Genomic DNA, 25,984 nt, shown 5'->3' on the forward strand with positions numbered 1-25,984 from the left:
CACAAGGGAAAAGTCGCGACCGGTAAATTCCGGACACCGACAGATCACCCGTTTCAGCGATGGCGTTCGCACGGGTGTTCGGTACCGTCGGAGACATGGCCACCCCGAGCCCCGTCTCCGAACCCCTCCGCCGTGACGCGATCGACGTCGTGGTGTTCGACGCCATGGGCGTCCTCTACTCGTGCGCCGACGACGTCGGCGAGCTGCTCGTCCCTTTCCTGCGCGGCAAGGGATGCGTGCTCGAACGCCGCGACATCGACGACCTCCACCACGCGTGCAGCCTCGGCAAGATGTCCTCCGCGGACTTCTGGGCGGCGGCGGGCGTACCCGGCGCGCCGGACGACGAGTACTGCCGCGGCCACCGTCTCACCGACGGCGTCGTCACGGTGCTCGCCGAGCTCGACACCACCGGCGTGCGGCTCGCCTGTCTCAGCAACGACGTCAGCGAATGGTCCAAGCTGCTGCGAGAACGTTTCGGCCTCGCCGAGTACATCACCGACTGGTTCGTCAGCGGCGATGTCCGCGTGCGCAAACCCGATCCCGAAGCGTTCACCGGCCTGTGCCGGCGGCTCGACGTGGTGCCGGACCGCATCCTCCTGATCGACGACCGCGCGGAGAACGTCATGGCCGCGCGCGCCGCGGGACTGCAGGCGCTGCGGTTCGGCGCGGCCAGGCTGTCCACAATGGAGCAGCTGCGAAGAGAGCTCAGACCGTGGTGAACCGAGAACTCGGCTCTCCCCGCAGCCGCCCGGAGGGCAGCTGCCGGTTGCAGAGCACCAGCAAGAGATCCTGGGCCGCGCCGGTGAGCGGCGTGCCGGTGCCGTACGACCAGTCGAGGTCGTCGGCGCGCAGGCAGACGCCCGTCAGGTCGGTGCCGAAGTACTTTACCTGTTTCGGCTTGAGGCTGTTCAGGATCAGTTCGAGGCGGTCCAGGGGCACGTGCCGGTCGAGACTCAAAGCGGTCGTGATGTCGAGGCCGTGGATCACGTCGTGGCTCAGCGCACCCTCCGCTCCCCCGCCCGGCGGCCGCCAGGGGTGTTCGGCGTTGTCGCGCAGCGAGGCGATGAGCGCCTCACGCGACAGTCCGGCCGCCTCGCGGCGGGCAACACGATTCGCCATGTGGTCGAAGCGCCCGGCGGACTTCAGCAGCTCGCGGGCGAACCGGCCGGCCGACATCCGGAACGGCATCGTCATGTGGGCGACCACCTCCGGCACGCGCCAGCCCGCGCACAACGTCGGCGTCGCCCATGCGGCCGGGGACAGGGTGTCGAGCACTCCCGCCAGGTCACGGCGTTCCGCGGCGATCAGGTCCTGGATCATCGGGGTCTCCTTCACGAGTCGGTCACCCCACCGACGAACAGTCCGAGCGAAGACCGACACCCCCGTGGAACCGACCAGCCGGACGCCCGGGCTCTCGTCAGAGACGCTCCGCGACGCGGTCGACGACCCAGGCCGCCGCCGGGACCACCGCCAGCGCGGCGCAGAAACCGCCGATCGCGTCGGTCGGGTAATGCGCACCCAGGGCCACCTCGGCCCAGCCCATCGCGAGCCCGGCGACCACGGCCAAGACGAGCAGCAGCGTCACCGCCGCCGCGCGGCCCAGGTGCAGGCGGTCGGCCACCAGCAGGCCGATGACGAGCGCGAGCGCCGTCGCGAGGGCCGTGTGACCGCTCGGGTAGGACAGGAACTCGCCGTGGATCGTACGGCCGACGATCGGCTTGAGCACCGTCGTCACCGCGACCGTGGCCAGGACACCGACCACGGTCAGCACCGCGATCCGGACCCGGTGGGCCAGGAACCCGGCCAGGGCGATCAGCGCCACCAGGATCGTCGACCCGACCGGCTCGCCGCCGAAGTCGAAGACCAGCGCCACGTACCGCCACGGCGGCCGGACGCCGTCGACCGACGGCAGCACGGCCGCGTCGATCCCGGTCAGGCCGGAATCGTGGAAGTGGAGGATGCCGAGCGCGACGAGCACCGCCGTCGCGAGCGCGCCCGTCATCGCCAGCGGGGTGCGCAACGTGGCCGGCAGGGCCACGGGCGCGGTCCGGACGAGCTCCCTCACCCGTGCGCCTCGATCGCCGCCTGGTACCCGGAGATCAGCCGGTCCAGCCCGACCTCCGGGGTGAAGTCCTTCTCGTACCGGACGCGGGCCGCGTCGCCCATCTCCCGGTTCCGGTCGCCGACCACCTCGCGCAGCCGGTCCGCGAGGGAGGCCGCGTCGTTCGGCTGGTGCAGGACGCCGGTCACGCCGTCCTCGACCAGTTCGGGGAACGCGCCGTGGGCCGCCGCGACCGTCGGCACCCCGGCGGCCATCGCCTCGACGACCACGAGGCCGAACGCCTCAAGCCACGTCGAGGGGGCCACCACCGCCACGGCGTCGGCCGTCAACGCGCGGCACTCCGCCTTGTTCTGCAGGCCCACGTACGAGACGTCGGAGCGGCCGTTCGCCCAGCCGGCGACCTCGTCCTGCATCGGGCCGGTACCCGCGATGACCAGCGGCACGCCCAGGGCGCCGCCGAGCCGGTCCCAGGCCCGCATGAGGAGCCCGACCCCCTTCTCCTCGGTGATGCGGCCGAGGAAGAGCACGTGCGTCCCGTCGCCGGTGCGGCGGACGCCGGGGTCGGTGACGAAGTTGTGCTTCACCGCCATCCGCTCGCCGGGCATGCCGGCCGACACCAGGAGGTCACGTTGGGCTGCCGAAATGCAGAAGAACCGGGAGACGCCCGTCCACCACCGGCGGCGGTTCGCGATCATGCCGGCCGCCATCGGCAGCGTCGCGGCGCTCGAGCCGCGGTAGCAGCCGTGCTTCACCGCGGGCAGCGGTGAGCCGCCGACGCATTCGGTGCAGATGTGGCCGTCGCGGTGCAGGGTGCCCGGCGGGCAGACCATCGTGTAGTTGTGCAGCGTCGCGACCGCGGGCACGCCTGCGTCCGCGCAGGCCGCGACCACCGACGGCGACAGCAGCGGGAACGTGTTGTGGATGTGCACGACGTCCGGGCGCGAGGCTCGCAGCCGGGCCGCGAGCTCCTTCCGGACCGCCGGGTTCCACGGGACCATCAGCGGGACGGCCGCCTTGCGGGGCAACGGCATCTGCGCGATGTCGTCGCTGCGGCGCTCGAACAACGACACCTTGTGCCCGCCCTCGGCGAGCAGGGACACCTCGGCGTCGACGACGTTGTTCTCGCCGCTCGGCTGCTCGGACCGGTATCGGTTGTGGACCACGAGCACCTTCACGCGCCTGCACCTCGCACGCTTGCCCCCTTCGACGGGATGAATGCTTCTTCGTCGGTCTGCGGCGTTCCCCGCACCAGCAGCGACGCCGCCAGCGCCAGGTGCAGCAGGTACGGCGACGCGTCGCCGAGACCGGCTTCGGTGTAGGAGGCCGAAATGCAGTAGGTGATCAAGAAGATCGCGCACGCGCGAGCCAGTGACGGTGGGCGCAGCACCGCGACCACGACCAACGTGAGGAGAAACGCAGCAACCAGAGCGATCCCGACGAACCCCTGCTCGTGGTAGATCGCGAGCCAGCTGTTGTCGATGGGGAGGCCGTCGTAGGACTTGTCCGTGAGGCCGACGCCGAAGATGTACTCCGACGTCGACCGCGGGGCCTCGAGCAGCGCGTCCCACACCTTCGCGCGGCCGGTCAGGCTGGAGAAGTTGTCCGCGCTCTGGCCGCGGAGGAACCACGCCTGCAACGCCCCGGCCAGCACGATGCCGCCGACCCCGCCGATGCCCGCCGTCCAGGCGAACACCTTGCGGGCGCGGGCGCTGGTCAGCGCCATCGACAGGAACGCCACCAGGAGCCCGGCGATCAGGCCGAGCGTCGCCGTGCGGGTGTGCGTGAGCAGCAGCAACCCGAGCACCGGCACCACGATGACCAACGCGCTGCGCCACGTCGTGCGGCGGCCGAACCAGAGAAGGAGCGTGAGACCCGCGATGACCGCGGCATACTGGCCGATCTGCGGCGGGGTGAGCGGCCAGATCGCGCCCGAAAGCCGGCCGCCGTACTCCTCCGGCATCGCGTTGCCCGGCGAGACGACCAGGCCGATCGCGACCGACGCCAGCACGACCCCGTACGTCCGGATATGGGAGCGGACCAACGCGAACCCGCCGTCCCACCAGCGGGTCAGCAGCCAGAGCGTCGACACGAACACGGTCAGCCGGAAGCACCGGAAGAGCGCGCCCGCGCCCTCCTCCAGGTCGGCGCTGGCCAGGATGCTGGACAGCAGCAGCAACGTCAGCAGCAGCAGGTACGCGCTCGGCCGGATCCGCAGGTGCTTGTTCAGCGCCAGCGCGATCACGAAGGCCGTCATCAGCGAGCCCATCGTGACCAGCTGGCTGACCGAGCGCGGCAGCGGGATGACCGTCTTCGCGCCGGTCGAGCCGAGCGTGTTGATGATCAGCAGGGCCCACGCCACCGCCGCCCACTTCGGCGTCGCCGATCCGGGCTCCGTCACGGCCTCGCCGCGGATCCCCGCCGCCACTCCGGTGTGCGTCGCCATGTCAGCCCCCGCCCTGCGCGGTGAACGTGCTTCCGGTGTCCTGCGAGTACGGCGAACCTTCCCACTCGCCGATCTCGACGACGCGGTCGGTGGTGTAGGGGATGAACGTCCACGGCCCGGCGTAGCTGTTGTCGTGCCAGCGGTTGTCCTGCTTGTACGTGATCGCCTCCTGGACCACGTCACCCTTGTAGGGCGACCAGTCCGGGTAGGTGCCGAAGTTCGACAGCAGGGCCATCCGGCCGCACGAGGCCTGGCAGCCGACCACGGCCGGGTCCAGCACGAACTTGTTGTCGTGGATGTCGACGTGCTGGGTCTTCCAGCGGCAGTCGCTCAGCAGCGGCTCGGTGGTGATGGCCGGGGCCGCGCACGTCTTCACGTCGGGCACCAGCCGGGTGCAGTCGCCGGAGGAGGTGTTGGCCGGGCTGTTGCAGTACCGGTCGGCGTTCTCCCACAGGGTGATCCCGGACCAGTTGTTCTCCAGGTAGTTGCGGGAGATCTCGATCTTCGCGGTGCGCGCCTTGATCCGCGGCTCGCCGCCGGACTCGGAGATGTAGATCGCCGGCGTCGGGAAGTTGTCACCCTTGTCGGCGTACTTGTGGCCGTCGACCCAGTTGTTCTTCCGGATCGTGTTGTCGCGGATGATCGCGTTGTAGCTGATCTCGTAGATGATCGCGGCGCTGTCGTTGTTCTCGATGAGGTTGCCCTCGATGAGGAAGTCGTTGTTGTTGGTGTCGGCCCACAGCCCGGTGCCGTGGTTGTCGTGCACCCAGTTGCCGCGCACGTCGGCGCCGTTGACGTCCCAGAACTTGACGCCGCCGGTGCAGCCGCAGCCGTCGATCTTCGTTTCCCAGTCGCCCGTGTTGTTGCCGGCGATCTCGTTGCCTTCGACGACCAGCGCGGTGATCGGGGTGCTGCCGGAGAAGGCGTTGATCCCGTACTGGCCGTTGCGGCGCAGGCAGTTGCCGCGCACCTGCTGGCGCGCGCCCGCCATCAGCCCGGCTCCGTCGTTGTCCTGGATCGTGGAGTGCTCGATCAGCCAGCCGTCGCCCGAGTCGTGGTTGACGACGCCTTCGTCGCGGGGCGCCGCGAAGCCTTGCACGGTCAGGTAGGTGAGCTTGACGTTGTTCCCGTGCCCGGTGAACGCGTACTGGTTGATCTTCCGGCCGTCGAGGATCGCGCCGGGCGCGCCGACGTAGACGTCGTTGTCCTTCGGGGAGACCTGGTCGTACTTGTCGTCGCCGAGGACGTGCTTGCCCGGCTTGAGCCAGAACGTCGTGCCCGGGCCGGCCGCGCGGGTCTTCACGGCGAGGTCGTTCGGGACCGCCGGGTCGACGACCACCGCACCCGCCGGCGCCGCCGTCGGGCCGGCCGGCTCCTTGTCGCAGACCGCCGCGACCGACCCGCTGGGTGCCGACGTCGCCTGGGCCGGACCGCCGGTGTCGGGGCTGCTGGAACACGCCGCGAGCGTGAGCAGCACGCCGAGCAGCGGAGCGGCACGGCTGAGTCGGGAACGGCGGGCTGTCACGGGCGGGTCCTAACTGAAGCGGAGCAGGGTGGTCAGGTGTCCGGGGGTGCCGGAGCCGACCAGGGTGGTCGAGGGTTCCTTGCGGCCGAAGCCCGCCGAGTACCAGCCGAGCGGCGGGTCGAGCTCACCCCGGTGGGCCGTCCACGACAGCTCGGGCGGCAGTTCCAGCTCCGCGGTGTGCACCGGGGCCAAGGTACGGCCGTCGCCCGCCCAGCGCAGGTGCGCGACGTTGCCCTCGAGCGTGGCGGTGACGGCCGGGCCCAGGTGGAACGCCAGCCGCGCGGCCGGGCCGGTGTCGCCGAGCACCTCGTCGACGATCTTCAGCACGGCGCCGTCGAGCTCCACCGTGCGGCGGTGCACGGCCGGCGCGTAGCCGTCGTGGGCCGCCGACCAGCGGGACGCGCCGTCGTCCGGGGTGTGCACGCCGAGCACCTTCGTCACCGCGTGCCGGGTCCAGAGGAACGGGCCGCCGGACACGGACTGGTCGCTTCTGCCCAGCTCGAGGGTGTTGTGGCCGAGCGTGGACCGGAAGTACGACCGCCACTGCGGCTCGCCGTGGTAGCAGAAGGTGCCCGGGTCGGCGAGGACGTCGACACCGTCGTGGCGGACCTCCACCGACAGGGCGTCGGCGTGGGCGTGCGCGGCGATCGACAGGAAACCGTGCGGGCCACCGTCGCAGCGTGCCCAGACCTTGCCCGACCGCAGGATCGTCATCCCGGCGTCCCGCAGGTGGGCGGGGCGCCGGCCGGGGCGGACGCCGGTGACACGCGGCGTCCGGGCCGCGAGGGCGGCGAGCAGCGGGGTGCGGACGTCGTCGCCCGGCACCGGCCACCAGTCGAGGCGGCCGAACAGGGCTTCCCCGGTGGCCAGCAGCGACCCCCAGCGGCTGGTCTCGGAGCCGTCGACGATCAGGCCGAAGCCGTCGTCGGCGTCGCCCTGCCGCGGCGGCCGGAACCGGTTGTCCACAATGGACGCCAGGGCGTCGGTCATCCGGAGCAGGACGTCCCAGGTGGAGTCCGGCACCGGGGTACCCGCCGCGTCGGCTTCGAGCGCCGCCGCGAGCCCCAGCTCCAGCACCAGGCCGTGGTACTCGGACGCGAGTTCGGCGTTGAGCCCGGAGTCGAAGGTGTTGCGGCCCAGCTGGACGTCCAGCGAGCGGGTCGCCTCGGCCCTCCAGCGCGGCGACTCCGGGAACCAGCCGAACGCGCAGGCCGCGGCCAGCAGCCCGGCGTCCTCGGCGATGACGTGGTTGTTCGCCGACGAACCGTGGCTGTGCAGGGTCGCCAGCCAGTTCTGGTGGTACCACAGCTGCAGGTGGAAGTCCGGGTTCTCCTCGAACAACGCCGTGACGCCGGCCCAGCCGTCGAGCAGCCGGCGAACCCAGACCCACGACAGCAGCCGGATGCCCAGCTCGATGCCGCTCACCCAGTGCGGACCCTGCAGGGGCGGGTTCGCCGCCCACCAGGACCGCAGATGTGCGGCGACGCGCTCGGCGTAGGCCTCGGTGCCGGTCAGGGCGTACGCCGCGGCCAGCACGGTGAGGTGCTGGTGCCGCGACGGTTCCCAGATCTGCTTGATGTCGCCGACCGTGTCCTCCGACCGGTACGGCACGTCGAAGGCGTAGACGTCCAGCGGCGCGCGGCGGCCGGTCTTCGGGTCGAGCGCCCAGTCCGGGTCGGCCATGTCCTCGCGGAGGACACCGAAGTACTCGGCACGGCCGGCCATCAGGCTGTCGGCCGTGGCCAGCAGCCGCGTGACGGCCTCGCCGGAGACCTTGCCGAGAACGCCGTCCGGCAGCTGGGCGGTGAACCGTGGGTGTGACGGCCACTCGGGCGGCGTCGGCAGCGCCGAGCGCCACTGCCGCTGGACGACGGCGTGCCGAGCGCGGCCGACGACCTCCGCCGGCCCCATCCGGGACAGCCGGCGCAGGTACCAGCCGGGACCCATCATGCCGGGGCACCCGCCTTCCGCGGGAGCTCGATCCGGACCGGCGCCGAGTTCGCGACGCTGGTCTGCGCGGCGAGCGTGGCCAGCGTCGTCGCGGCCAGGGAGGCGACCGAGATCGGCATCGGGCCACCGGTGCGCACGGCTTCGAGGAAAGCGTCGACCTCGGCGGCCTGGCCCTTGTCGCGGCCCTTCGGGATCCGCGAACTGGCCCACTTCTTGCGGGAGTACACCGAGGCGCGGACGTAGTCGTCGAACTTCAGGACCTTGCCGTCGGCGGTGACGTCGAGGGTCTCCTTCGGGAAGCCCGACGAACCGCTCTCGGCGTAGGTGATGACCGCCGTGGAGCCGTCTCCGTAGCCGAGGGTGACCTGCAGGTCCGTGCCGCCGGTCGCGTACACCGAGACCGGGTCGGCGTCGAGCAGCCAGCTCACGGTGTCGATGAAGTGCCCGCCTTCACCGGCGAAGCGCGAGCCCTCGGTGGCGGTCTGGTTGTACCAGCTGCCGTGGTCGAGGCGGCCGGCGTTGACCAGGTACCGGACCGTCGCCGGGCCGACACGCGGGCCGAACTGGCCGCGGGCCTCGTGCAGCAGCGGCGCGAACCGGCGGTTGAAGCCGACCTGCAACCGGTCGTTGCCGGACTCCTCGATCGCGTCGAGCACCTTCTGCAGCTCGGCTTCCGACAGGGCGAGCGGCTTCTCGACGAACACCGTCTTGCCCGCGAGCAGCGCCTGGCGGGTCAGCTCGGCGTGCGAGCTGTGGCGGGTGACGACGAAGACGGCGTCGATCGAGTCGTCGCCGAGCACGTTGTCGATGTCGGTGGATGCTTCGGCGAAGCCGAACTTGCGCCGGGCGTTGGCACCGGACAGCGCCGACGTCGTCGCGACGTGCTCGAGGTGGACGTCCTCGCGCTCGGCGAGGTGCGGCAGCAGCATCGACGACGCGTAGTTGCCGGCGCCGATGAAGCCGAGGCGCACCGGCTGCCCGGCCGGGCGCGGCGCGGCCTTGTGCTCGACGAGCCCGACCCGCGCGGACGTCACGACCGGCTCGGTCTTCGCGACCGCGTCCGGGTAGCGGAACAGCACCGCGACGGCCTTCAGCTCGCCGTCGTTGAGCGCCTTGTACGTCTCGACGGCCTCGGAGAAGTCCGAGACGTGCGTGATCAGCGGCTCGACGTCGAGGCGGTCGCGGTCGATCAGGTCGATGACGCACTCGAGGTTGCGGCGCTCGGTCCAGCGGACCTGGCCGATCGGGTAGTCGCGGCCTTCGAGCTCGTACGACGGGTCGTAGCGGCCGGGGCCGTACGAGCGGGAGAACCGGACGTCCAGTTCCTTCTCGTAGTAGGCGTTCCACGGCAGGTCGAGCTTGCACTTGCCGATGTCGATCACGCGGCCGCGGTCGCGCGACAGCTTCGCGGCCAGCTCCACCGGGTCGTTCGTGTTGCCGCCGGCGGCGAGGTAGGTCTGGTCGACGCCCGCGCCGTGCGTCAGCTCGTCGACGGCGGTGTCGACCACGCCGGAACCCGGGTGGCTGCACACCAGCGCGCCCAGGCTCTCGGCGAGCTTGCAGCGGTCCGGGTCGGGGTCGACACCGAACACGCGCACGCCGGACGACACGAGCAGCTGCACCACGAGCTGGCCGATCAGGCCGAGCCCGATCACCAGGGCGACGTCGCCGATCTGCGGCTCGCCGCGGCGGACACCCTGCATCGCGATCGAGCCGACGGTGCCGAACGCGGCGTGCCGCGGGTCGACCCCGGCCGGGACGCGCGAGTAGAGGTTCTTGGGCACCCAGTTCAGTTCGGCGTGCAGCGCGTGCTCGTTGCCCGCGCAGGCCACGAGATCGCCGACCGCGACGTCGGTGATGCCGTCGCCGACCTGCTCGACGATGCCGCACAACGAGTAACCGAGGGGCGTGTATGAGTCCAGTTTGGACGTCACCTTGCGGTAGGTCGCCGAGAGGCCGTTGGTCGCCACGCTCTGGACGACCTTCGCGACCTGGTCCGGCCGGGCTCTCGCCTTGCCCACCAGCGACAGGCTCGCTTCGGACACCTTCATCATCTCGGTGCCGGTCGAGATCAGGGAGTACACCGTGCGGACGAGCACGCCGCCGGCCTTGCACGCCGGCTCCGGCACCTCGAGCAGTGCCAGTTCACCACTCTTGTAGTTCTGAACGACCTGCTTCACTTCGCTCCCGCCATCGCATTCCGGTACCAGTACTCAAGGGTCAAGATGTGCCAGAGGTGCTTGCCGCGGTCCTCCTGGCCGGCGGCGTCCTCGGCGACCATCCGCTGCAGCGCCTCGCGCTGCAGGAAGCCGGACTCGACGAGCACGCCCTCGTTCACGACTTCCCGCACCAGCGGCGCCAGGTCGCGGCTCATCCACGCCCGCAGCGGCGCGCTGAACAGGCCCTTCGGCCGGTGCACGATCTCGCTGGGCAGGATGTTCAGCGCCGCGTTCTTCAGCGCCACCTTGCCGGCGCGGCCGACGATCTTCTTGTCCCCCGGGATCCTGAACGCCGCCCGGACGACCTCGACGTCGACGAACGGCGTCCGCACCTCGGTGGACGCGGCCATCGTCGAGCGGTCGGTGTAGGTCAGGTTCAGGCCGGGCAGGAACAGCCGGGAGTCGGCCAGGCACATGCGGTTGACGAAGTCGTCGAGCGCCTGGTCGTTGTAGGTGTCGGCGTGCTCGGTGAGGACGTCGTCGACCGTCGGCGCGAGATCCGGGTTGAGCAGGCCGAGCAGCTCCGCCTGGTCGTACATCGTGTAGCTGCGCCGGAACGCCGTCTCCTCGGGCAGGCCGGCGAAGGAGAGGAACCGCTTCGCGAAGCGCACCGAGCGGTAGCCGCGCTTGGCCGACGCGACCGGCAGCCGGTCGACCAGGGACTCCACCGGACGCCGGACCGCGCCCGGCACCTTGTGGTAACGCAGGGCGATCAGGTTCGCGAGGTGCTTGCGGTAGCCGGCGAACAGCTCGTCGGCGCCCATGCCGGACAGCATCACCTTGACGCCGGCGTCCCGCGCGGCCGAGCAGATCAGGAACGAGTTGATCGCCGCCGGGTCGCCGATCGGCTCGTCGAGGTGGTAGGTCATCTTCGGCAGCAGGTCGAGCACCTGCGGCGCGATCTCGATCTCGTGCAGGTCGACGCCGAACTGCTGCGCCACGATCCGGGCGTACTTGAGGTCGTCCGGCATGGCCTCGAACTTGGCGTCCTCGGCGCGGAACCCGATGGTGTAGGCGGAGATCCCCGGCCGCGACCGCGCGGCCAGCGCCGTCAGGTAGCTGGAGTCCAGCCCGCCCGAGAGGAACGTCGCGACCGGGACGTCCGAGATCAGGTGCTTGGCGGTCGACTCGGAGATCACCTCGTGCAGGTCGACCTCGCCCTCGAAGGCCGCGCCCTCCTCGGCGACCTCCCGCAGCGACCAGTAGCGCCCGCGGTCGACCTGGCCGTCCGGCCGGCAGCGCAGCCACGTGCCCGGCTGCAGCTTCTCCGCGCCCTGGTAGGCGCAGCGGCTGTCCGGCACCCAGTAGTAGAGCAGCGACGCGACCAGCGCCGCGTTGTCGATCTGCAGCGACCCGCCCAGCTCACCGGCCAGCGCCTTCAGCTCGGACGCGAAGGCGACACCGCCGTTTCGCCGCACGAAGAAGAGCGGCTTGATGCCCAGCTGGTCGCGGACCAGGAACAGCTCGCCGGTGCCCTCCTCGAACAGCGCGAAGGCGAACATCCCGCGCAGCTTCGGCAGGCAGTCGGTGCCCCAGCGCCGCCACGCCTGCAGCAGCACCTCGGTGTCGGACGTGCCGCGGAAGCGCACGCCGGCGGCCTCCAGCTCGGTCCGCAGTTCCGGTGCGTTGTACAGCTCGCCGTTGTAGCTCAGCGCGAGGCCGTCGAGGACCATCGGCTGGGCGCCGGTCTCGGTCAGGTCGACGATCGAGAGGCGCCGGTGTCCCAAGTGGACTTCGCCGCCGCCGACGCCGTGGTCGTAGCGGCCGGAACCGTCCGGCCCGCGGTGGGCCAGCGTCTTCGTCAGCCGGTCGGTCAGCGGTCCGCCGTCCGGCCAGAGGTAGGTGCCTGCGATGCCGCACATCTCGAGTGGGTTCCCCTTCGTCGCGGCGCGCGGAGGTCAGGAGACCTCGGCGCTCTTTTCGGACTCGAGCTCGGCGTTCAGTTCGCCTTGGTGCGTCGGCTCGCCGTGGTCGCGCTTGAACGGCGTCGGCCGCGGCTTCGGCTTGACCGGAGCGAACTTCTTCGTCGGCGCGTCCGCGTGCGGGACGCTGACGGTGCCGGGTTCCGGGAGCTTCTGGCCCTGCTGCGGCTTGGCCTGCTGCGGCTTGGACTGCAGTGGCTTCGACTGCAACGGCTTGGCGACCGACGGGACCATCGGCCGGACCGGCGCGAACATGCGCGTCGGCGGATCCACCAGCGCGACGCGCTCGGCGACCCGGGCCGCCAGCTCGTCGATCCGGTCTTCGCGTTCGACGTCGACGCGCGGCGCCACGGGCGTCAGCCCGGCGCGGCCGCGCAGGGCGGTGTGCAGGCCGTCCCACAGCGTCCCGTCGGACTTGTCGCGCGGGTCCGGGTCGACCAGCACCACACCGAGGATCGGGATCTGCTGGTCGGCCAGCTGCCGCGCGACCGTGTGCAGCCACAGCGTGTTCGCGTGCCCGGCCTTGACGACCAGCACGGTCTCGGCGCCGAGGTGCTCCAGGTCGGTCCACGCGGTGCCCGGGGACACCGTGCCGACGCCGACCCGGCGTTCGCCGTCTTCGGCCTCCGGGTCGCCCGCGCCGAGCACGGTGACCTCGCTGCCGGTCTCGGTCGCCAGCCTGCGGACGTCCTCGCCCGGCAGATCGTCCACGACACTCGCGCGGCCATCCTCGCCGAGCTGCTCCACGACGTCGAGGGCGAGCGCGGCGGCGATCTTCGGCGCGCCGAGCTCCAGCAGCGACACCTCGGTGACGTCCTTCTGGATCGCGCGGACCAGTGTCGTGGCGACACGCCGGCGTTCCGAGACCGCGCGGGACCGCTGCCACAGCCGGGCCGGGCCGCGGCGCTTCGACGGCAGCTGGGCGATCACGGACGCGCCGAGGTGCGTCGAGATCTCGCGGCGCAGCACCGGCCGGTCACGCGAGACCGCGCCGATGGCGGCGAACGCGATCCCGAGGGCCAGGCCCAGCGCGAACCCGATGCCGGCGTTGGTCGCGGTCGTCTTGAGGAACGCCTTCGGCAGCGCGCGGGGCGCGTCGACGATCTGGGTACCGGCGGCGACCTGCGGGCTGCCGATGCCGGCCTGCTGCGCGCGGGAGTCGAAGTCCGAAACCTGCGACGCGAGCGCGGCGCGGCGGCCGTAGAGGCCTTCGAGGGTGCTCGCGTTCGCGTTGCGGCCCTTGCCGGTCTCGTCGGCGATCTGCGCGTCGACCTTCGTCAGCTCGTCCTGGGCGTTCTTGCGCTGGTCGAGGATGGCCTTCGACTGCGCGGCCGCGGCGGCCTGGCTGCGCTGCACGTGATCGGCGATGAAGGTGTCGGCCAGCGCCTTCGCCTGCGCGACAGCCTCTTCGTTGGTCTTGGCCTTGACGGTGATCTGCATGACGTTGTTCGTCACCGGCAGGCCCGAGTAGTTCTTCATGAACTCTTCGGGCGATTCGGTGCTGTTGAGCTTCTTCAGCGCGCCTTCGGCGATCTGGGTGGTCGAGAGCACCGCGACGTCGGTGCGCATCAGCGTGCCGCTGTCGGTCGGCGAGTCGTCCTGGTGGACCACGATCACCTTGGCGACGGCGGTCGGCGGGGCCGGCAGCAGGATCGCGACCAGCGCACCCGCGATCAGCCCGAGCAGCGCCGTGGCCAGCCAGAACCGCTTGCGGCGGCGGATGGCGACGAACACCCGCGCCAGGTCGACCAGCGGGGCGGCCGGGGTTTCCGATGTAGTCGTCACGCCGAACCTGCCAAGGCTTTCTCGGTGGTGTTTTCTGGGGCTTCCGCCGCGGGTTCGGCGACCGGCTCACGGGGCCGGACGGGATGGGTCAGGACCGCGCCGATGATCTCCCGCCCGGCTTCCGAACAGGCCTCGGCGAGCGCGACGAGCTCCCACGCGGTCCGGCTGGCCGTGCTGAGCACGACCAGCACGCCGGAGCTCGCCCCGGCGTCCGGGACGGTCGGGCGGCCGGGGGTGACTTCCTGGACGCGCAGCGGCAGCGACATCTCGTCGGCCAGTGCGGCCAGCTGCGTCGCGGCCAGCCGGGCCGTCTCGTCGTCGTCGGCCACCAGCACCAGGATGTCGGCGGGCCCGGTGGCCAGCCGGGCGAGCACCCGGCGGTACCGGATGCCGCGGTTGACGTCGTCGGCCGAGGTCGCCACCGGCGGGAGCACCCACGGCCGGTCGCCGCCGAGCAGGCGCCGCACCTTGCCGTACAGGCCGGTCGCCGGGAGGCGGTCGCCCTCCGGCGTCGGGACGTCCACGCCGGCGAGGATCGGCGAGCCGAGCGCGGACGCGATCTCCGGCTCGCCCCGCAGCCGCCGGTCGGCACGTGCGGTGAAGAGGTGCCCGAAGACCCCGATCAGGAAGAACAGCACGGCGCCACCGGCGGCCAGCTGCGTCATCGTCGGGGCGGCCGGGCCGGTCGGGCGCTCGGAGGGACCGAGCACCACGGTGTTGCCGATGCCGGTCGCGAGGTCGGCCTGGTTGAGGTCGTTGATGGCCTGCTCCAGCGACGTCCGCAGGCCTTCGAGCTGCGTGCGGACCTGGACGCTCTCGACGGTCAGGTCCCCGCCGACGGTCTTGGCGAGGTCGCTGATCTTCTGCGTCGTCAGCTGGACCTGCTGGCGCAGCGTCTCGCGCTGCTCCTGGGCCAGCTGCACCGAGGCGTCCGCCGAGTTGCTGGCCAGCTGCCCGGAGTACTTGACGAACTGCTGCGCGACCTGGTCGGCGAGCTGCTGGGCGTGCTCGGCGGTGTCCGCCGAGACGGTGACCGTGACGACGTTGCCGTTCGCCACCGACGCCGTGACCTGCTTCTTCAGGTCGGCACCACTCGGGTGCCACTGCAGCTGCGCGGCGGCGCGGTCGAGCACGACCGAGCTGGTCGCGACCTCGGCCTGGGTGAGCAGCTCGTCCGCCTGGCGCGGTCCTTGCAGCAGCACGCTGGACGAGGTCTGGTATCCGGGCGAGAAGAGCACCGAGGCGCCGGCGCCGACCGCCGCGCCCAGCACGGCGAGGGCCACCAGCAGCCGCCAGCGCCGGCGGAGAACCTGCCCGATGAGGCTCAGGCGCACCGTGTCGTCAGTCAACGGCGGGATCTCCATTCCTGGGGCGAGTACGCCGAACGGCTTCAGTGGATCGGCCGGTTACCCCAACCGTCGTCCGGCCGGGATCATTGGTTACACGTCCGGTGACTTCTTGACCGAACAGCGATCAGGAACCGAGTGCGTGCTCGTACGCGGCGATGAGTGCCTTCGCCGAGTTCTCCCAGGACAGCGGGCCCGCGACCCGGGCCTGGCCGAGCTTACCCATCCTGACCCGCTCCTCGGGGTCGTCGAGCAGGCGCGAGACCAGGGCCGCGAACTCCGTTTCGTCGTTCGCCGGGGCGTACACCGCGGCGTCGCCGGCGGAGACCCGCGCCTCCCGCAGCTCGAACGAGACGATCGGCTTGCTCATCGCCATGTACTCCATGACCTTGTTCATCGTGGAGACGTCGTTGAGCGGGTTGAGCGGGTCCGGCGACAGGCAGACGTCGGCGGTGGACAGGTAACGGACCAGGTCCTCGTCCGAGATCCGGCCGGTGAACTCGACCTGGTTGGCCAGCCCGAGCTTCGCCGAGAGGGCGACCATGTCGTCGAAGGCGTCACCGGAGCCGACGAACACGGCGTGCCAGTCGGTGCGGCCGACCTCGTCGCGCAGCTTCGCGAGCGCGCGCAGGGCGTAGTCGACGCCGTCCTGCGGGCCCATCACGCCGAGGTAGGCCAGCAGGTACGGCTTGCCCTTCTTCAGCTCGGGCTCGACGGGGACCTCGTGGAACCGCTCGACCACCGGGGCGCTGCGCACCACGAAGACGTCCTCGGGCCGCTTGCCGCCGCGGATCCGGGCGACCTGCTTGTAGCTCTCGTTCGTCGAGATGACGACGTCGGCGGCGCGGTAGGTGGCGCGCTCCAGCGCGCAGACCCCGCGGTACAGGAGGTCCTGCCCGCGGTCGAAGCGCGAGAGGTACAGCTCGGGGCAGAGGTCGTGCTGGTCGAAGATGAACTTCGCGCCCTGGCGCTTGAGCACCTTCGCCACCAAGTACAGCAGGTCCGGCGGGTTGCAGGCGTGCACGACGTCGACCGGGCCGATCTTCCGGGCCAGCCGCAGCGTGTGCCACAGCGCGCTGCCGTACTCCTGCAGGTACCCGGCCGGGCCGCCGGTCGCCGCCTTCAGCGGGTAGCGGTGGATGTGGACGCCGTCGATGACGGCTTCGGCCTCGGTGTCGCGTTTCGTGCCCTGCGGGCAGATCACGTGCACCTCCCACCCGGCGTCACGCAGGGTCGTGGACTCCTGCCAGACGCGCCGGTCGAACGGCACCGAAAGGTTTTCGACGAGGATGAGCGCTTTACCAGGCAAGGCCGGCGTATCCCTCTTCAAGGCGACGCTTCTCGGCGTCGGGCAGGCGGACGAGGTCGATCAGCACGCGGTCGCCGCCGTGCGGCAGGGCCGCCAGCACGTCCGGGTCCTTGCAGCCGACGATCACGACGTCGGCGTGGTCCATGACTTCCTGGACGGAGCCGGCGAGCAGTTGCCCGAGGTGCGGGAGCCGGCCCTCGATGTACTCGCGGTTCGCGCCCATCAGCCGCGAGAGGCTGACGTTCGCGTCGTAGATCTTGAGGTCGTAGCCCTTGCCGAGCAGCTTCTCGGCCAGCTCGACCAGCGGCGACTCGCGCAGGTCGTCGGTGCCGGGCTTGAACGACAGCCCGTACAGCCCGACCTTGCGCTTGCCGGTGCGCGCGACCAGGTCGAACGCCCGCTGCAGGTGCTCCTCGTTGGAGCTGAGCACGTGCGACAGGATCGGCACCTTCACGTCGGCGCGGTGCGCGGCGTAGACCAGCCCGCGCAGGTCCTTCGGCAGGCACGAGCCGCCGAACGCGAACCCGGGCTTCAGGTAGGCCGGGCTGATGTTGAGCTTGGTGTCGGCGAGGAAGACGTCGATCACCTGGTGCGAGTCGAGGCCGAGCGCGCGGCAGATCGAGCCGAGCTCGTTCGCGAACCCGATCTTCAGGCCGTGGAAGGAGTTGTCGGCGTACTTCGTCATCTCCGCGACCGGGATCGGCACCCGGAAGACCGGGCCGGGCAGGCCCTCGTAGAGCGCCGCGACGGCGTCACCACTGGTGGCGTCGATCTCGCCGATCACGGTCTTCGGCGGGTCGAAGAAGTCGCGGACGCTGGTGCCCTCGCGCAGGAACTCGGGGTTCACCGCGACGCCGAAGTCGACGCCGGCCGTGCGGCCCGACGCCTTCTCCAGGATGGGGACCAGCAGGTCCAGGCAGGTACCGGGCAGCATCGTGCTGCGGAAGACGACGGTGTGCCGCTCGGCCTTCTTCGCGATCGCCTCGCCGATCTCCTCGGCGACGCGCTCGAGGTAGACCGTGGAGAGGCTGCCGTTCGACGCCGACGGCGTGCCCACGCAGACCAGCGAGATCTCGCTGTCGGCGACGGCTTCCGCGACGTCGGTCGTGGCTCTCAGCGCCCCGCTCGCCACGACTTCGGCGGTCAGCTCGCCGATCCGCTCCTCGACCACCGGGGCCTTGCCCTGGGTGATGAGGTCGATCTTGACCGGGTTGACGTCCACGCCGACCACCCGGTGCCCCTGCCCCGCCAAGCACGCCGCGGAGACACATCCGACATAACCGAGCCCGAAGACACTGATCTTCACGCCAAAACCTCCGCTTTTCCCACGCGACCCATGAGTTGGTCGGCGGGCCCCCCTGGATCGTTACCGCGAGGGCCGCGAACGGGGTAATGCGTGAGACGGCCGTGAGGCGCAACAGTTTTCCGGTAAGAATCGCGTCTCGATTCGACCGGGAATTGCATCTTGCAGGTGGGCGGGCAACGCGTTCGGCGCGGTTCCGGTCAGCGTTCCCCGAGAAGGCGTTTCCGTTCCGGGGTGTATGTCCACCACGGCCGGGGCGGCGCCCCGTCAGCCTGGTCGACGGCCGACATGAAGGTGTCGAGCACGCACGGGTCGTGCCGGTGCCCGTCGGTCGCGCAGAGACGTTCGTACAGCTCGACGGGGTCGCGCCCGGCCAGCTGGGCGGGTTCGGTGATGCCGAGCCGGCTGAGGTCACGGACCATCGCCGGGCCGATGTTGGCCAGCTTCAGCAGTTCGCTCATGGGTCCAGCACAGCAGCCGGGGCCGACCCGTGTCTTGAACGGATCGGCCCCGGACACGCCAGTGTCAGTTGTTGTTCACGAAAGTCGTGGCGAGGCTTTCGCCCTTGCTGATCGCATTGGTGTGGTTCTCGATCGGCGAGACGGTCGAGTTCTTGAAGCAGATGTACGTCACACCGGAGTCGGTGCCACCGTTGGACGGGTCGGGGTTGATGCCGAGGTCCTTCGCCGTCGCGTAGGAGGCTTCACCGATGATCTGGGTCGGGCCGGTGTCGCCGATGACGGCGTACTCGATCTTGCCGTTGTAGACCACCGCGCAGGAGCCGCCGCCCTTCAGCTGCGACGAGGAGTACTTCCAGATGCTGCTCGAGCTCGGCACGACGATGTAGGGCAGCTTCGCGGCGCTGAGCGGCTTGCCGTCGGACTGGTGGAACGCCGTGTCGTCCTGGTAGCAGCAGTCGGTGTCCTCGTTGCACTGCGTCGTGCGCTGGCCGTCGCAGTCGATGTCCATGTCGGCCTTCCAGAAGACCGCACCGTTCGCGTCGCAGACGGCGACCGTCTTGGCCGAGACGTCCTCGTCGGTCTTGTACTTGCCGTTGGAGATCTGGTTGCAGCTGGTGGTCTTGGCCAGCAGCTGGGCCGCGGTCGGCCCCGCCTCGACGGAGGCCGGGGCTGCGGCGGGGGCCGGGGCTGCCGATGCGAGGGCCGAGGGCATCACGGCCGCGGCCAGCGCCATGGTCGCGAGCAGGATCAGTTTCCGCATTCCTGGTGCTCCCTTTAGTTAGGAAACTTTCCTTACGGCGGCGAGGCACACAGGATGCACCCGGACTGTGACGGGTTCAAGACCCAGAGGTACGAGAATTTCCCAGCATCCGGCGGGACTTGACGAAAACCCTGCTCACCGGACGCGGTCGCGCGGAAACCGTTCGCGACGTGTTCCGCCCATCGGGAAGTCCACTAACCGTCAGACCGCCGGAACAGCCGCCCCAGCCACCAGCCCTTGCGGCGGCCACCGGAGAGCACCTCGTCGAGCCAGGCGTCGTCGAGGTCGTGACGCAGCTCCGTGCGTGCCTGCAGCCAGCCGTCGCGGCTGGTTTCGCCGCCGTCGCTGGTGTAGACGCGGGTGGCGCCCGCCTGCTTGAGCCGCGTCAGCACCCGCCGGTCGTACGCGCCGAACGGCAGCGAATACCGCCGCACCGGTTTGCCGCACAGGTCGCCGAGCAGCTTCGGCGCCTCCGTCAGCTCTCGACGCGCGTGGCGGTCGTCGAGCCGGCGCCAGTCGCGGGGTTCCCAGCCGTGCGAGCCGATCTCCATCCCGGCGCGGGCGAGCTCGCGCAGGGCGTCGCGGTCGAGGTACCCGCGCTGCCCGAGACGGCCGGCGAGCGGGAAGAACTCCGCCGTCAGCCCGCGCTCGACGAGCCGGGGCAGGGCGATCTCGACGTCGGACTCGTTGCCGTCGTCGAAGGTGAGGTGCACGTCGACGCGGTCCTGGACCGCGTCGAGGATGGTCTCGAACTGCTCGACCGTCACCCAGCGCTCGTTCTCCCCCGGCTCGAGCTGGCGAGCCGGCCGGCCGATCCCGTGCATGGCGAGGTTCACCGCCACCGCTCCACCCCCTGCCACCGCGCGTAGTCGAGCTATTACCTCGATTAATCGCGGAAGCAAACGGGTGAGTTACACACTTTTTCGGGCAATCAGCCTTTCCGGATTTCCATCGTGCAGCACTTCGGTCCGCCGCCGGCTTTGCGCAGCTCAGAGATGTCGACGTAGACCGGCTCGTACCCCCGGGCGGCGAGCAGTTCACCCAGTCGTGTCGCCTCGACCGGAAGCACGACGTTCCGGCCGTCGGACACCCCGTTGAGCCCGAAGCACTCGGCGTCGGCCGCGGTCGCGAGCACGGCGTCCGGGAACAGCCGCTCCAGCACCCGGCGCGAGCCCGCGGAGAACGCCTCGGGGTAGTAGACGATCTGCGCGCGGGTCGTGTCGGTCGACTCGGCGAGCACGAACAGCGCCGTGTCGAGGTGGTAGTAGCGCGGGTCGACCAGGTTGAGCGAGACGACCGGGACGCCGAGCACCTCCTGCGCTTCGGCGTGCGCGGCCGGGTCGGTGCGGAAGCCGGTGCCGGCCAGCAGCAGGCTGCCGGTCCAGGCGAAGTCGCCCTCGGCTTCGTTGATCTTCTCCGGCATGGTGAGGTCGCGGTAGCCGTGCTCGACGAACCAGCGGCGGAAGTGCTCGGCCTCGGCGGAGCGCTGCGGTGCGCGGAACCGCGAGCCGAGGACGCGGCCGTCGACGACCGTGCCGGAGTTCGCGGCGAAGACCATGTCCGGCAGGCCGGGCTGGGGCTCGATCTCCTCGACGGTGTGGCCGAGGCGGCGGTAGGTGTCGCGCAGCTCGGTCCACTGCGCGACGGCGACGTCGGCGCTGACCGGCTGGGTCGGGTCCATCCAGGGGTTGATCACGTAGTCCACCGCGAAGAAGCGCGGCGGGCACATCAGGTATCGGCGGGTGGTCGGTACGCGAGCGGCCAAGGGCTGTGATCCCTGCATGATTGCAGGGTAAGGCTGCCCAAACTCGCAATCAATCGCTGTTCGCTGCGCATATCTGTGCTAGATGTTGCGTGTGAACACCATCGACCAGCGAATCGTTTCGTGTCTCGTGGCGAACGCGCGATCAAGCTACGCGGAGATCGGCAAGGTCGTCGGGCTGTCGGCGCCGGCGGTCAAGCGGCGGGTCGACCGGCTGCTCGAAACCGGCATCCTGCGCGGCTTCACGGCGGTCGTCGACCCGGAGGCGCTGGGCTGGGGCACGGAGGCGTTCGTCGAGGTCACGTGCCAGGGCAACATCACCCCGGCCCGGATCCGCGCGCGGCTGGAGCCGCTGCCGGAGGTGGTGGCGGCGTACACGGTGTCGGGCGCGGCCGACGCGATCGTCCACCTGCGCGCGGCCGACATCCATCACCTGGAGACGGCGCTGGAGCGGCTGCGCGGGCTGGAGATCGTGGACCGGACGGTGTCGACGGTCGTGCTCTCCCGGCTGCTCGAACGGCCGCCGACGCCGGAGGAGTGAGGCGCCGGAATCCGCCGTTCGCCGGGGCGGGGTCTCGGCCGCCGGTCGAGCGTCGCCCGCTGGTCGAGGGCGGAAATGTGAACGAGCGTGTGGCGGCGCCCCCCGCTTTCCAGCGTAGCGGCGGGTACCGACGGTTTCAGGTGCCGAGGGCTCGGAGGACCGCCGGGGCCTCGTCCGGGTGGAGGCGCAGCTCGGTGCGGCCCGCGTGGAACGTGATGGCCTGCTCGTCCACCGCCTGCATCGTCAGCTCGCCCGGCTCGAACGCCGCCGGTGGGCGGCCCGGGGCCAGCCAGCGGACGCGGCCGTCGCCCAGGAGGAGCCTTCCCTGCTGCTCGCGGCCGTCCGTCAGGTCCGGGTCGCGCAGCACGCACGGGATCTTCACCTGCTCGCCGCGGGCCAGCGCCTCCTGCCGCGCCTTGCGGCGGCGGGCGCCGAAGAACTCGGCCGTGTCGATCATCGTCAGGACGTTGCCCGCCAGCACGATGAACCCCCGTACCAGCGCTCCGACCAGTTCCCCCATACCTCCAGTCATACCCGAGCACGGCCTCCGCCGCCCCGTGCCACCCTTACCCCCATGACCGACAGCATCGTCAGCGAGCACGCGGGCGGCGTCGCCCTGCTGACCGTCGACGCGCCCGGCAGCCGCAACGCGCTCACGCTCGAGCTGTCCTCGCAGCTCGCGGCGGCCGTCGCGGCCGCGGAGCGGGACGAGTCGGTGCACGCCGTCGTGGTCACCGGCACCCCGCCGGCCTTCTGCGCCGGCGCCGACCTCTCCGCGCTGGGCGCGGCCGACGAGGCCGGCCTGCGCGCCATCTACGAAGGCTTCCTCGCCGTCGCGCGGTGCGCCCTGCCGACGATCGCGGCGGTCGGCGGCGCGGCCGTCGGCGCCGGGCTGAACCTCGCTCTCGCGGCGGACGTCCGGCTGGCCGGGCCGCACGCGAAGTTCGTCGCCCGGTTCCTGGAGCTCGGCCTGCACCCGGGCGGCGGGATGACGTGGATGACGCAGCGGCTGGCCGGCCCGCAGCAGGCCGCCGCGATGACGCTGTTCGGCCGGCCGCTCGACGCCGAGGCGGCGGTGCACGCCGGGCTGGCGCTGCGCGTGGTCGAGGGCGAGCACGACGAGCTCGTCGCCGCGGCACGCGAGCTGGCGGCCCCCGCGGTCGCCGCGCCGCGCGCGGCCCTGCTCGCCACCAAGCGCAGCCTCCGGGCGACCGCGTCGCTGGCCGCGCACGCCGACGCCGTCGACGTCGAGATCGAGCCCCAGCTCGCCTCGCTGGCGTCCCCGGAGTTCGCCGAACGGCTGGCGGCGATGCGGGCGCGGATCCGGGCGCGGCCGTGAGTCCCAGCAGATGGACGCGAGGCGCGAGACACGCGTCACAGCGACCGGCGGAAGATACCCGTTACCATCGGTTACAGGTATTTGTCGGACCAGCACAGAAGAACCACTAGCGCAGCAGAGAGGTCGTCCGGCTGCCGGGACACTGGGAACATCGTGGTCATGCGCGAGCTAACCTCGTGGTAGGGCCTGGTGCCCCGAATGTCACGACACCGGGCAAGAGCGACCGAAGGCCGCATCGTCGGGAGAGAGGGAATCCCTGACCCATGAGCACGAGTGCGAACGGCAACGGCGCTGGTCACGGCTCGCTCGCCGCGACCAGGCACACCGAGATCGCCAAGCTGGACCGGGTCGTCATCCGGTTCGCGGGCGACTCGGGTGACGGCATGCAGCTGACCGGCGACCGCTTCACCTCCGAAGCCGCCGCGTTCGGCAACGACCTGTCGACCATGCCGAACTTCCCCGCCGAGATCCGCGCCCCGCAGGGCACGATCCCGGGCGTCTCCTCGTTCCAGGTCCACTTCGCCGACTACGACATCCTCACCCCCGGCGACCGGCCGGACGTGCTGGTGGCGATGAACCCGGCCGCGCTCAAGGCGAACCTCGGCGACGTGCCGCGCGGCGGCACGATCATCCTCAACACCGACGACTTCATCAAGCGGAACCTGACCAAGGTCGGCTACGCCACGGACCCGCTGGACGACGACACGCTCACCCCGTTCCAGGTGCACCGGGTCGCCATGTCGACCCTCACCCAGGGCGCGCTCGCCGACACCGGCCTCGGCAAGAAGGACGCCGAGCGCTGCAAGAACATGTTCGCCCTCGGCCTGCTGTCGTGGATGTACCACCGGCCGACCGAAGGCACCGAGCGGTTCCTGCGCGAGAAGTTCGCGAAGAAGCCCGACATCGCCGAGGCCAACATCCTGGCCTTCCGCGCGGGCTGGAACTACGGCGAGACGACCGAGTCGTTCGCGACGACGTTCCAGGTCGCGCCGGCGAAGCTGAACCAGGGCACCTACCGGCAGATCACCGGCAACACCGCGCTCGCCTACGGCCTCGTCGCCGCCGGGCAGCAGTCCGGGCTGCAGATCCTGCTCGGCACCTACCCGATCACGCCGGCGTCGGACATCCTCCACGAGCTGTCCAAGCACAAGAACTTCGGCATCCTCACCTTCCAGGCCGAGGACGAGATCGCCGGCATCGGCGCCGCGCTCGGCGCGTCCTACGGCGGCGCCCTCGGCGTCACCTCGACCTCGGGTCCGGGTGTCGCGCTGAAGTCGGAGACCATCGGCCTCGGCGTGATGATGGAGCTGCCGCTGGTCGTCATCGACGTCCAGCGCGGCGGCCCGTCGACCGGCCTGCCGACCAAGACCGAGCAGGCCGACCTGCTGCAGGCGATGTTCGGCCGCAACGGCGAGTCGCCGGTGCCGATCGTCGCGCCGCTGTCGCCGGCGGACTGCTTCGACGCGGCCCTCGAGGCCACCCGGATCGCGCTGAAGTACCGCACGCCGGTGCTGCTGCTCTCGGACGGCGCGATCGCCAACGGGTCCGAGCCGTGGCTGATCCCGGACGTCACGACGCTGCCCGACCTGCGTGTCGAGTTCGCGACCGAACCCAACTCGGACAACGACTCCGGCGAGTTCTGGCCCTACGTCCGCGACCCGGAGACCCTCGCCCGCGCGTGGGCGATCCCGGGCACGCCCGGCCTGCAGCACCGCATCGGCGGGCTGGAGAAGGCCGACCGGACCGGGCACATCTCCTACGACCCGGACAACCACGACAAGATGGTCCGGCTGCGGCAGGCGAAGATCGACGGCATCGACGTCCCCGACGTCGTGGTCGACGACCCGTCCGGCGGCAAGGCCCGGGTGCTCGCGCTCGGCTGGGGCTCCAGCTTCGGCCCGATCGGCGCCGCGTGCCGGCGGGTGCGCAAGCTCGGCATGCCGATCGCCCAGGCCCACCTGCGCCACCTCAACCCGCTGCCGTCGAACCTGGGTGACGTGCTCCGCTCCTACGACAAGGTCGTGGTGCCGGAGATGAACCTCGGTCAGCTTTCCCTGCTGCTGCGCGCGAAGTACCTGGTGGACGTCCACTCGTACACCAAGGTCGCCGGGATGGCGTTCAAGGCCGAAGAGCTGCAGAACGTGTTCTCGGAGATCATCACCGGCATTACTACGGAGGCGGCGAAGTGACCGCAATCGACATCGGGCTCCCCACTCTCGGTGGCTTGGACCTTGTGCCCACCACCGACGAGCCGCAGAAGGCCAAGGACTACAAGTCGGACCAGGAGGTCCGCTGGTGCCCCGGCTGCGGCGACTACGTCGTGCTCAACGCGGTCCAGTCCTTCTTGCCCACGCTCGGGCTCAAGCGCGAGAACATCGTGTTCGTCTCCGGGATCGGCTGCTCGTCGCGGTTCCCGTACTACCTCAACACCTACGGCATGCACTCGATCCACGGCCGCGCGCCGGCGATCGCGACCGGCCTGGCGACCACGCGGCCGGACCTGTCGGTGTGGGTCGTCACCGGTGACGGCGACGCGCTGTCCATCGGCGGCAACCACCTGATCCACGCGCTGCGCCGCAACGTGAACATCAAGATCCTGCTGTTCAACAACCGGATCTACGGGCTGACCAAGGGCCAGTACTCCCCGACGTCGGGGCCGGGCATGGTCACCAAGTCGTCGCCGATGGGTTCGGTGGACACGCCGTTCAACCCGCTGTCGCTGGCCATCGGCGCCGAAGCCTCCTTCGTGGGCCGGGCGATGGACTCCGACCGCAAGGGCCTGACCGAGGTCCTGCAGGCCGCGGCGCAGCACCGGGGATCGGCGCTGGTGGAGATCTACCAGAACTGCCCGATCTTCAACGACGGCGCGTTCGACGTCCTCAAGGACGCCGACGAAGCCGCCACCCGGCTGATCCCGCTGCAGGCGGGTGCGCCGATCCGGTTCGGCCCGAACCAGGAGTTCGGCGTCAAGCGCAGCGACTGGGGCGGCCTGGACGTCGCCAAGGTCGCCGACATCGGCGAGGACAACCTCGTCGTGCACGACCCGTCGATCACCGACACGTCGTACGCGTTCGCGCTCTCGCGCCTCGGCGACCAGAACCTGAACCACGTCCCGACGGGCATCCTGCGCCAGGTCGAGCGCCCCACCTACGACGACGGCGCCCGCGCCCAGGTCGAGGAGGCCCGCGCAGCCCGCAAGCCGGACCTGCAGGGTCTGCTGCGCGGCAAGGACACCTGGACGGTCGCGTAACCCGAGA

General features: G+C 70.8%; 22 protein-coding genes. 5 read left to right on the plus strand and 17 right to left on the minus strand.

The genetic code is table 11. The annotated features are described in order from the left end of the window. Positions 1 to 95: 95 nt before the first annotated feature. The gene (locus ACIOD2_RS18175) at positions 96 to 719 is read left to right on the plus strand and encodes an HAD family hydrolase (protein ID WP_400539172.1); all 624 of its coding nucleotides are present in this window, start codon (positions 96 to 98) and stop codon (positions 717 to 719) included. Here the strand turns inward: ACIOD2_RS18175 and ACIOD2_RS18180 are convergent. From ACIOD2_RS18180 to ddaH, 16 genes are all read right to left on the minus strand, one after another. After that, the gene (locus ACIOD2_RS18180; RefSeq protein ID WP_400539174.1) at positions 706 to 1,320 is read right to left on the minus strand and encodes a maleylpyruvate isomerase family mycothiol-dependent enzyme; all 615 of its coding nucleotides are present in this window, start codon (positions 1,318 to 1,320) and stop codon (positions 706 to 708) included. The genes ACIOD2_RS18175 and ACIOD2_RS18180 overlap by 14 nt on opposite strands. A gap of 97 nt (positions 1,321 to 1,417) precedes the next feature. Beyond that, positions 1,418 to 2,065 carry a phosphatase PAP2 family protein gene (locus tag ACIOD2_RS18185; protein WP_400539176.1) on the minus strand — a complete coding sequence of 216 codons (648 nt, stop codon included), beginning with the start codon at positions 2,063 to 2,065 and terminating at the stop codon, positions 1,418 to 1,420. Beyond that, positions 2,062 to 3,237, minus strand: coding sequence for a glycosyltransferase family 4 protein (locus tag ACIOD2_RS18190; RefSeq protein WP_400539178.1), 1,176 nt, complete (start codon positions 3,235 to 3,237; stop codon positions 2,062 to 2,064). Before ACIOD2_RS18190 ends, ACIOD2_RS18185 begins: the two co-directional genes overlap by 4 nt. Beyond that, on the minus strand, positions 3,234 to 4,505 hold the full coding sequence (locus ACIOD2_RS18195) for an O-antigen ligase domain-containing protein (protein ID WP_400539180.1): 1,272 nt from the start codon (positions 4,503 to 4,505) through the stop codon (positions 3,234 to 3,236). The genes ACIOD2_RS18190 and ACIOD2_RS18195 overlap by 4 nt, the downstream gene beginning before the upstream one ends. Position 4,506: 1 nt before the next feature. After that, a complete protein-coding gene (locus ACIOD2_RS18200) occupies positions 4,507 to 6,030 on the minus strand; it encodes a right-handed parallel beta-helix repeat-containing protein (RefSeq protein WP_400539182.1) in 1,524 nt (507 codons plus the stop codon). A gap of 9 nt (positions 6,031 to 6,039) precedes the next feature. Next, entirely contained in the window at positions 6,040 to 7,980 is a 1,941-nt protein-coding gene (locus ACIOD2_RS18205; RefSeq protein WP_400539184.1) for an alginate lyase family protein, read from the minus strand. Continuing rightward, a complete protein-coding gene (locus tag ACIOD2_RS18210; protein ID WP_400539186.1) occupies positions 7,977 to 10,160 on the minus strand; it encodes a bi-domain-containing oxidoreductase in 2,184 nt (727 codons plus the stop codon). The genes ACIOD2_RS18205 and ACIOD2_RS18210 overlap by 4 nt, the downstream gene beginning before the upstream one ends. Further along, entirely contained in the window at positions 10,157 to 12,061 is a 1,905-nt protein-coding gene (gene asnB, locus ACIOD2_RS18215) for an asparagine synthase (glutamine-hydrolyzing) (RefSeq protein WP_400539188.1), read from the minus strand. The genes ACIOD2_RS18210 and asnB overlap by 4 nt, the downstream gene beginning before the upstream one ends. Positions 12,062 to 12,097: 36 nt before the next feature. Further along, entirely contained in the window at positions 12,098 to 13,906 is a 1,809-nt protein-coding gene (locus ACIOD2_RS18220) for a Wzz/FepE/Etk N-terminal domain-containing protein (protein ID WP_400539190.1), read from the minus strand. Further along, positions 13,903 to 15,270 carry an exopolysaccharide biosynthesis protein gene (locus ACIOD2_RS18225; RefSeq protein ID WP_400539192.1) on the minus strand — a complete coding sequence of 456 codons (1,368 nt, stop codon included), beginning with the start codon at positions 15,268 to 15,270 and terminating at the stop codon, positions 13,903 to 13,905. The genes ACIOD2_RS18220 and ACIOD2_RS18225 overlap by 4 nt, the downstream gene beginning before the upstream one ends. 109 nt (positions 15,271 to 15,379) lie before the next feature. Continuing rightward, a complete protein-coding gene (locus tag ACIOD2_RS18230) occupies positions 15,380 to 16,561 on the minus strand; it encodes a glycosyltransferase family 4 protein (protein WP_400539194.1) in 1,182 nt (393 codons plus the stop codon). Further along, the gene (locus ACIOD2_RS18235; protein ID WP_400539196.1) at positions 16,551 to 17,867 is read right to left on the minus strand and encodes a nucleotide sugar dehydrogenase; all 1,317 of its coding nucleotides are present in this window, start codon (positions 17,865 to 17,867) and stop codon (positions 16,551 to 16,553) included. The genes ACIOD2_RS18230 and ACIOD2_RS18235 overlap by 11 nt, the downstream gene beginning before the upstream one ends. Positions 17,868 to 18,064: 197 nt before the next feature. After that, positions 18,065 to 18,325 carry a helix-hairpin-helix domain-containing protein gene (locus ACIOD2_RS18240; RefSeq protein WP_400539198.1) on the minus strand — a complete coding sequence of 87 codons (261 nt, stop codon included), beginning with the start codon at positions 18,323 to 18,325 and terminating at the stop codon, positions 18,065 to 18,067. A gap of 64 nt (positions 18,326 to 18,389) precedes the next feature. Further along, entirely contained in the window at positions 18,390 to 19,085 is a 696-nt protein-coding gene (locus ACIOD2_RS18245; protein WP_400539200.1) for a glycoside hydrolase family 75 protein, read from the minus strand. Between the two features lie 194 nt (positions 19,086 to 19,279). After that, complete coding sequence (locus tag ACIOD2_RS18250) at positions 19,280 to 19,909, minus strand: polysaccharide deacetylase family protein (protein ID WP_400540389.1); 630 nt, start codon at positions 19,907 to 19,909, stop codon at positions 19,280 to 19,282. Positions 19,910 to 20,016: 107 nt separating this feature from the next. Continuing rightward, positions 20,017 to 20,868: a dimethylargininase gene (gene ddaH / locus ACIOD2_RS18255; protein ID WP_400539202.1), complete on the minus strand. Its 852-nt coding sequence runs from the start codon at positions 20,866 to 20,868 to the stop codon at positions 20,017 to 20,019. Between the two features lie 73 nt (positions 20,869 to 20,941). On the opposite strand from ddaH, the gene ACIOD2_RS18260 reads away from it, so the two are divergent. Continuing rightward, positions 20,942 to 21,388, plus strand: a complete 447-nt coding sequence (locus ACIOD2_RS18260; protein ID WP_026468878.1) for an Lrp/AsnC family transcriptional regulator — start codon at positions 20,942 to 20,944, stop codon at positions 21,386 to 21,388. 136 nt (positions 21,389 to 21,524) lie between these two features. Here the strand turns inward: ACIOD2_RS18260 and ACIOD2_RS18265 are convergent, their stop codons facing one another. Next, positions 21,525 to 21,908: a hypothetical protein gene (locus tag ACIOD2_RS18265; RefSeq protein ID WP_400539204.1), complete on the minus strand. Its 384-nt coding sequence runs from the start codon at positions 21,906 to 21,908 to the stop codon at positions 21,525 to 21,527. A 54-nt stretch (positions 21,909 to 21,962) separates the two neighbouring features. Here ACIOD2_RS18265 and ACIOD2_RS18270 point away from each other — a divergent pair, with 54 nt between their 5' ends. The 3 genes from ACIOD2_RS18270 (at position 21,963) to ACIOD2_RS18280 (ending at position 25,977) form a co-directional block, all read left to right on the plus strand. Next, positions 21,963 to 22,727: an enoyl-CoA hydratase gene (locus ACIOD2_RS18270; RefSeq protein ID WP_400539206.1), complete on the plus strand. Its 765-nt coding sequence runs from the start codon at positions 21,963 to 21,965 to the stop codon at positions 22,725 to 22,727. 263 nt (positions 22,728 to 22,990) lie between these two features. Next, positions 22,991 to 24,916, plus strand: coding sequence for a 2-oxoacid:acceptor oxidoreductase subunit alpha (locus tag ACIOD2_RS18275; RefSeq protein WP_400539208.1), 1,926 nt, complete (start codon positions 22,991 to 22,993; stop codon positions 24,914 to 24,916). Beyond that, positions 24,913 to 25,977, plus strand: a complete 1,065-nt coding sequence (locus tag ACIOD2_RS18280) for a 2-oxoacid:ferredoxin oxidoreductase subunit beta (protein ID WP_400539210.1) — start codon at positions 24,913 to 24,915, stop codon at positions 25,975 to 25,977. The genes ACIOD2_RS18275 and ACIOD2_RS18280 overlap by 4 nt, the downstream gene beginning before the upstream one ends. Positions 25,978 to 25,984: the final 7 nt, after the last annotated feature.

Source organism: Amycolatopsis sp. NPDC088138, assembly GCF_044741685.1.
In the GTDB taxonomy this organism is placed as follows: Bacteria; Actinomycetota; Actinomycetes; order Mycobacteriales; family Pseudonocardiaceae; genus Amycolatopsis.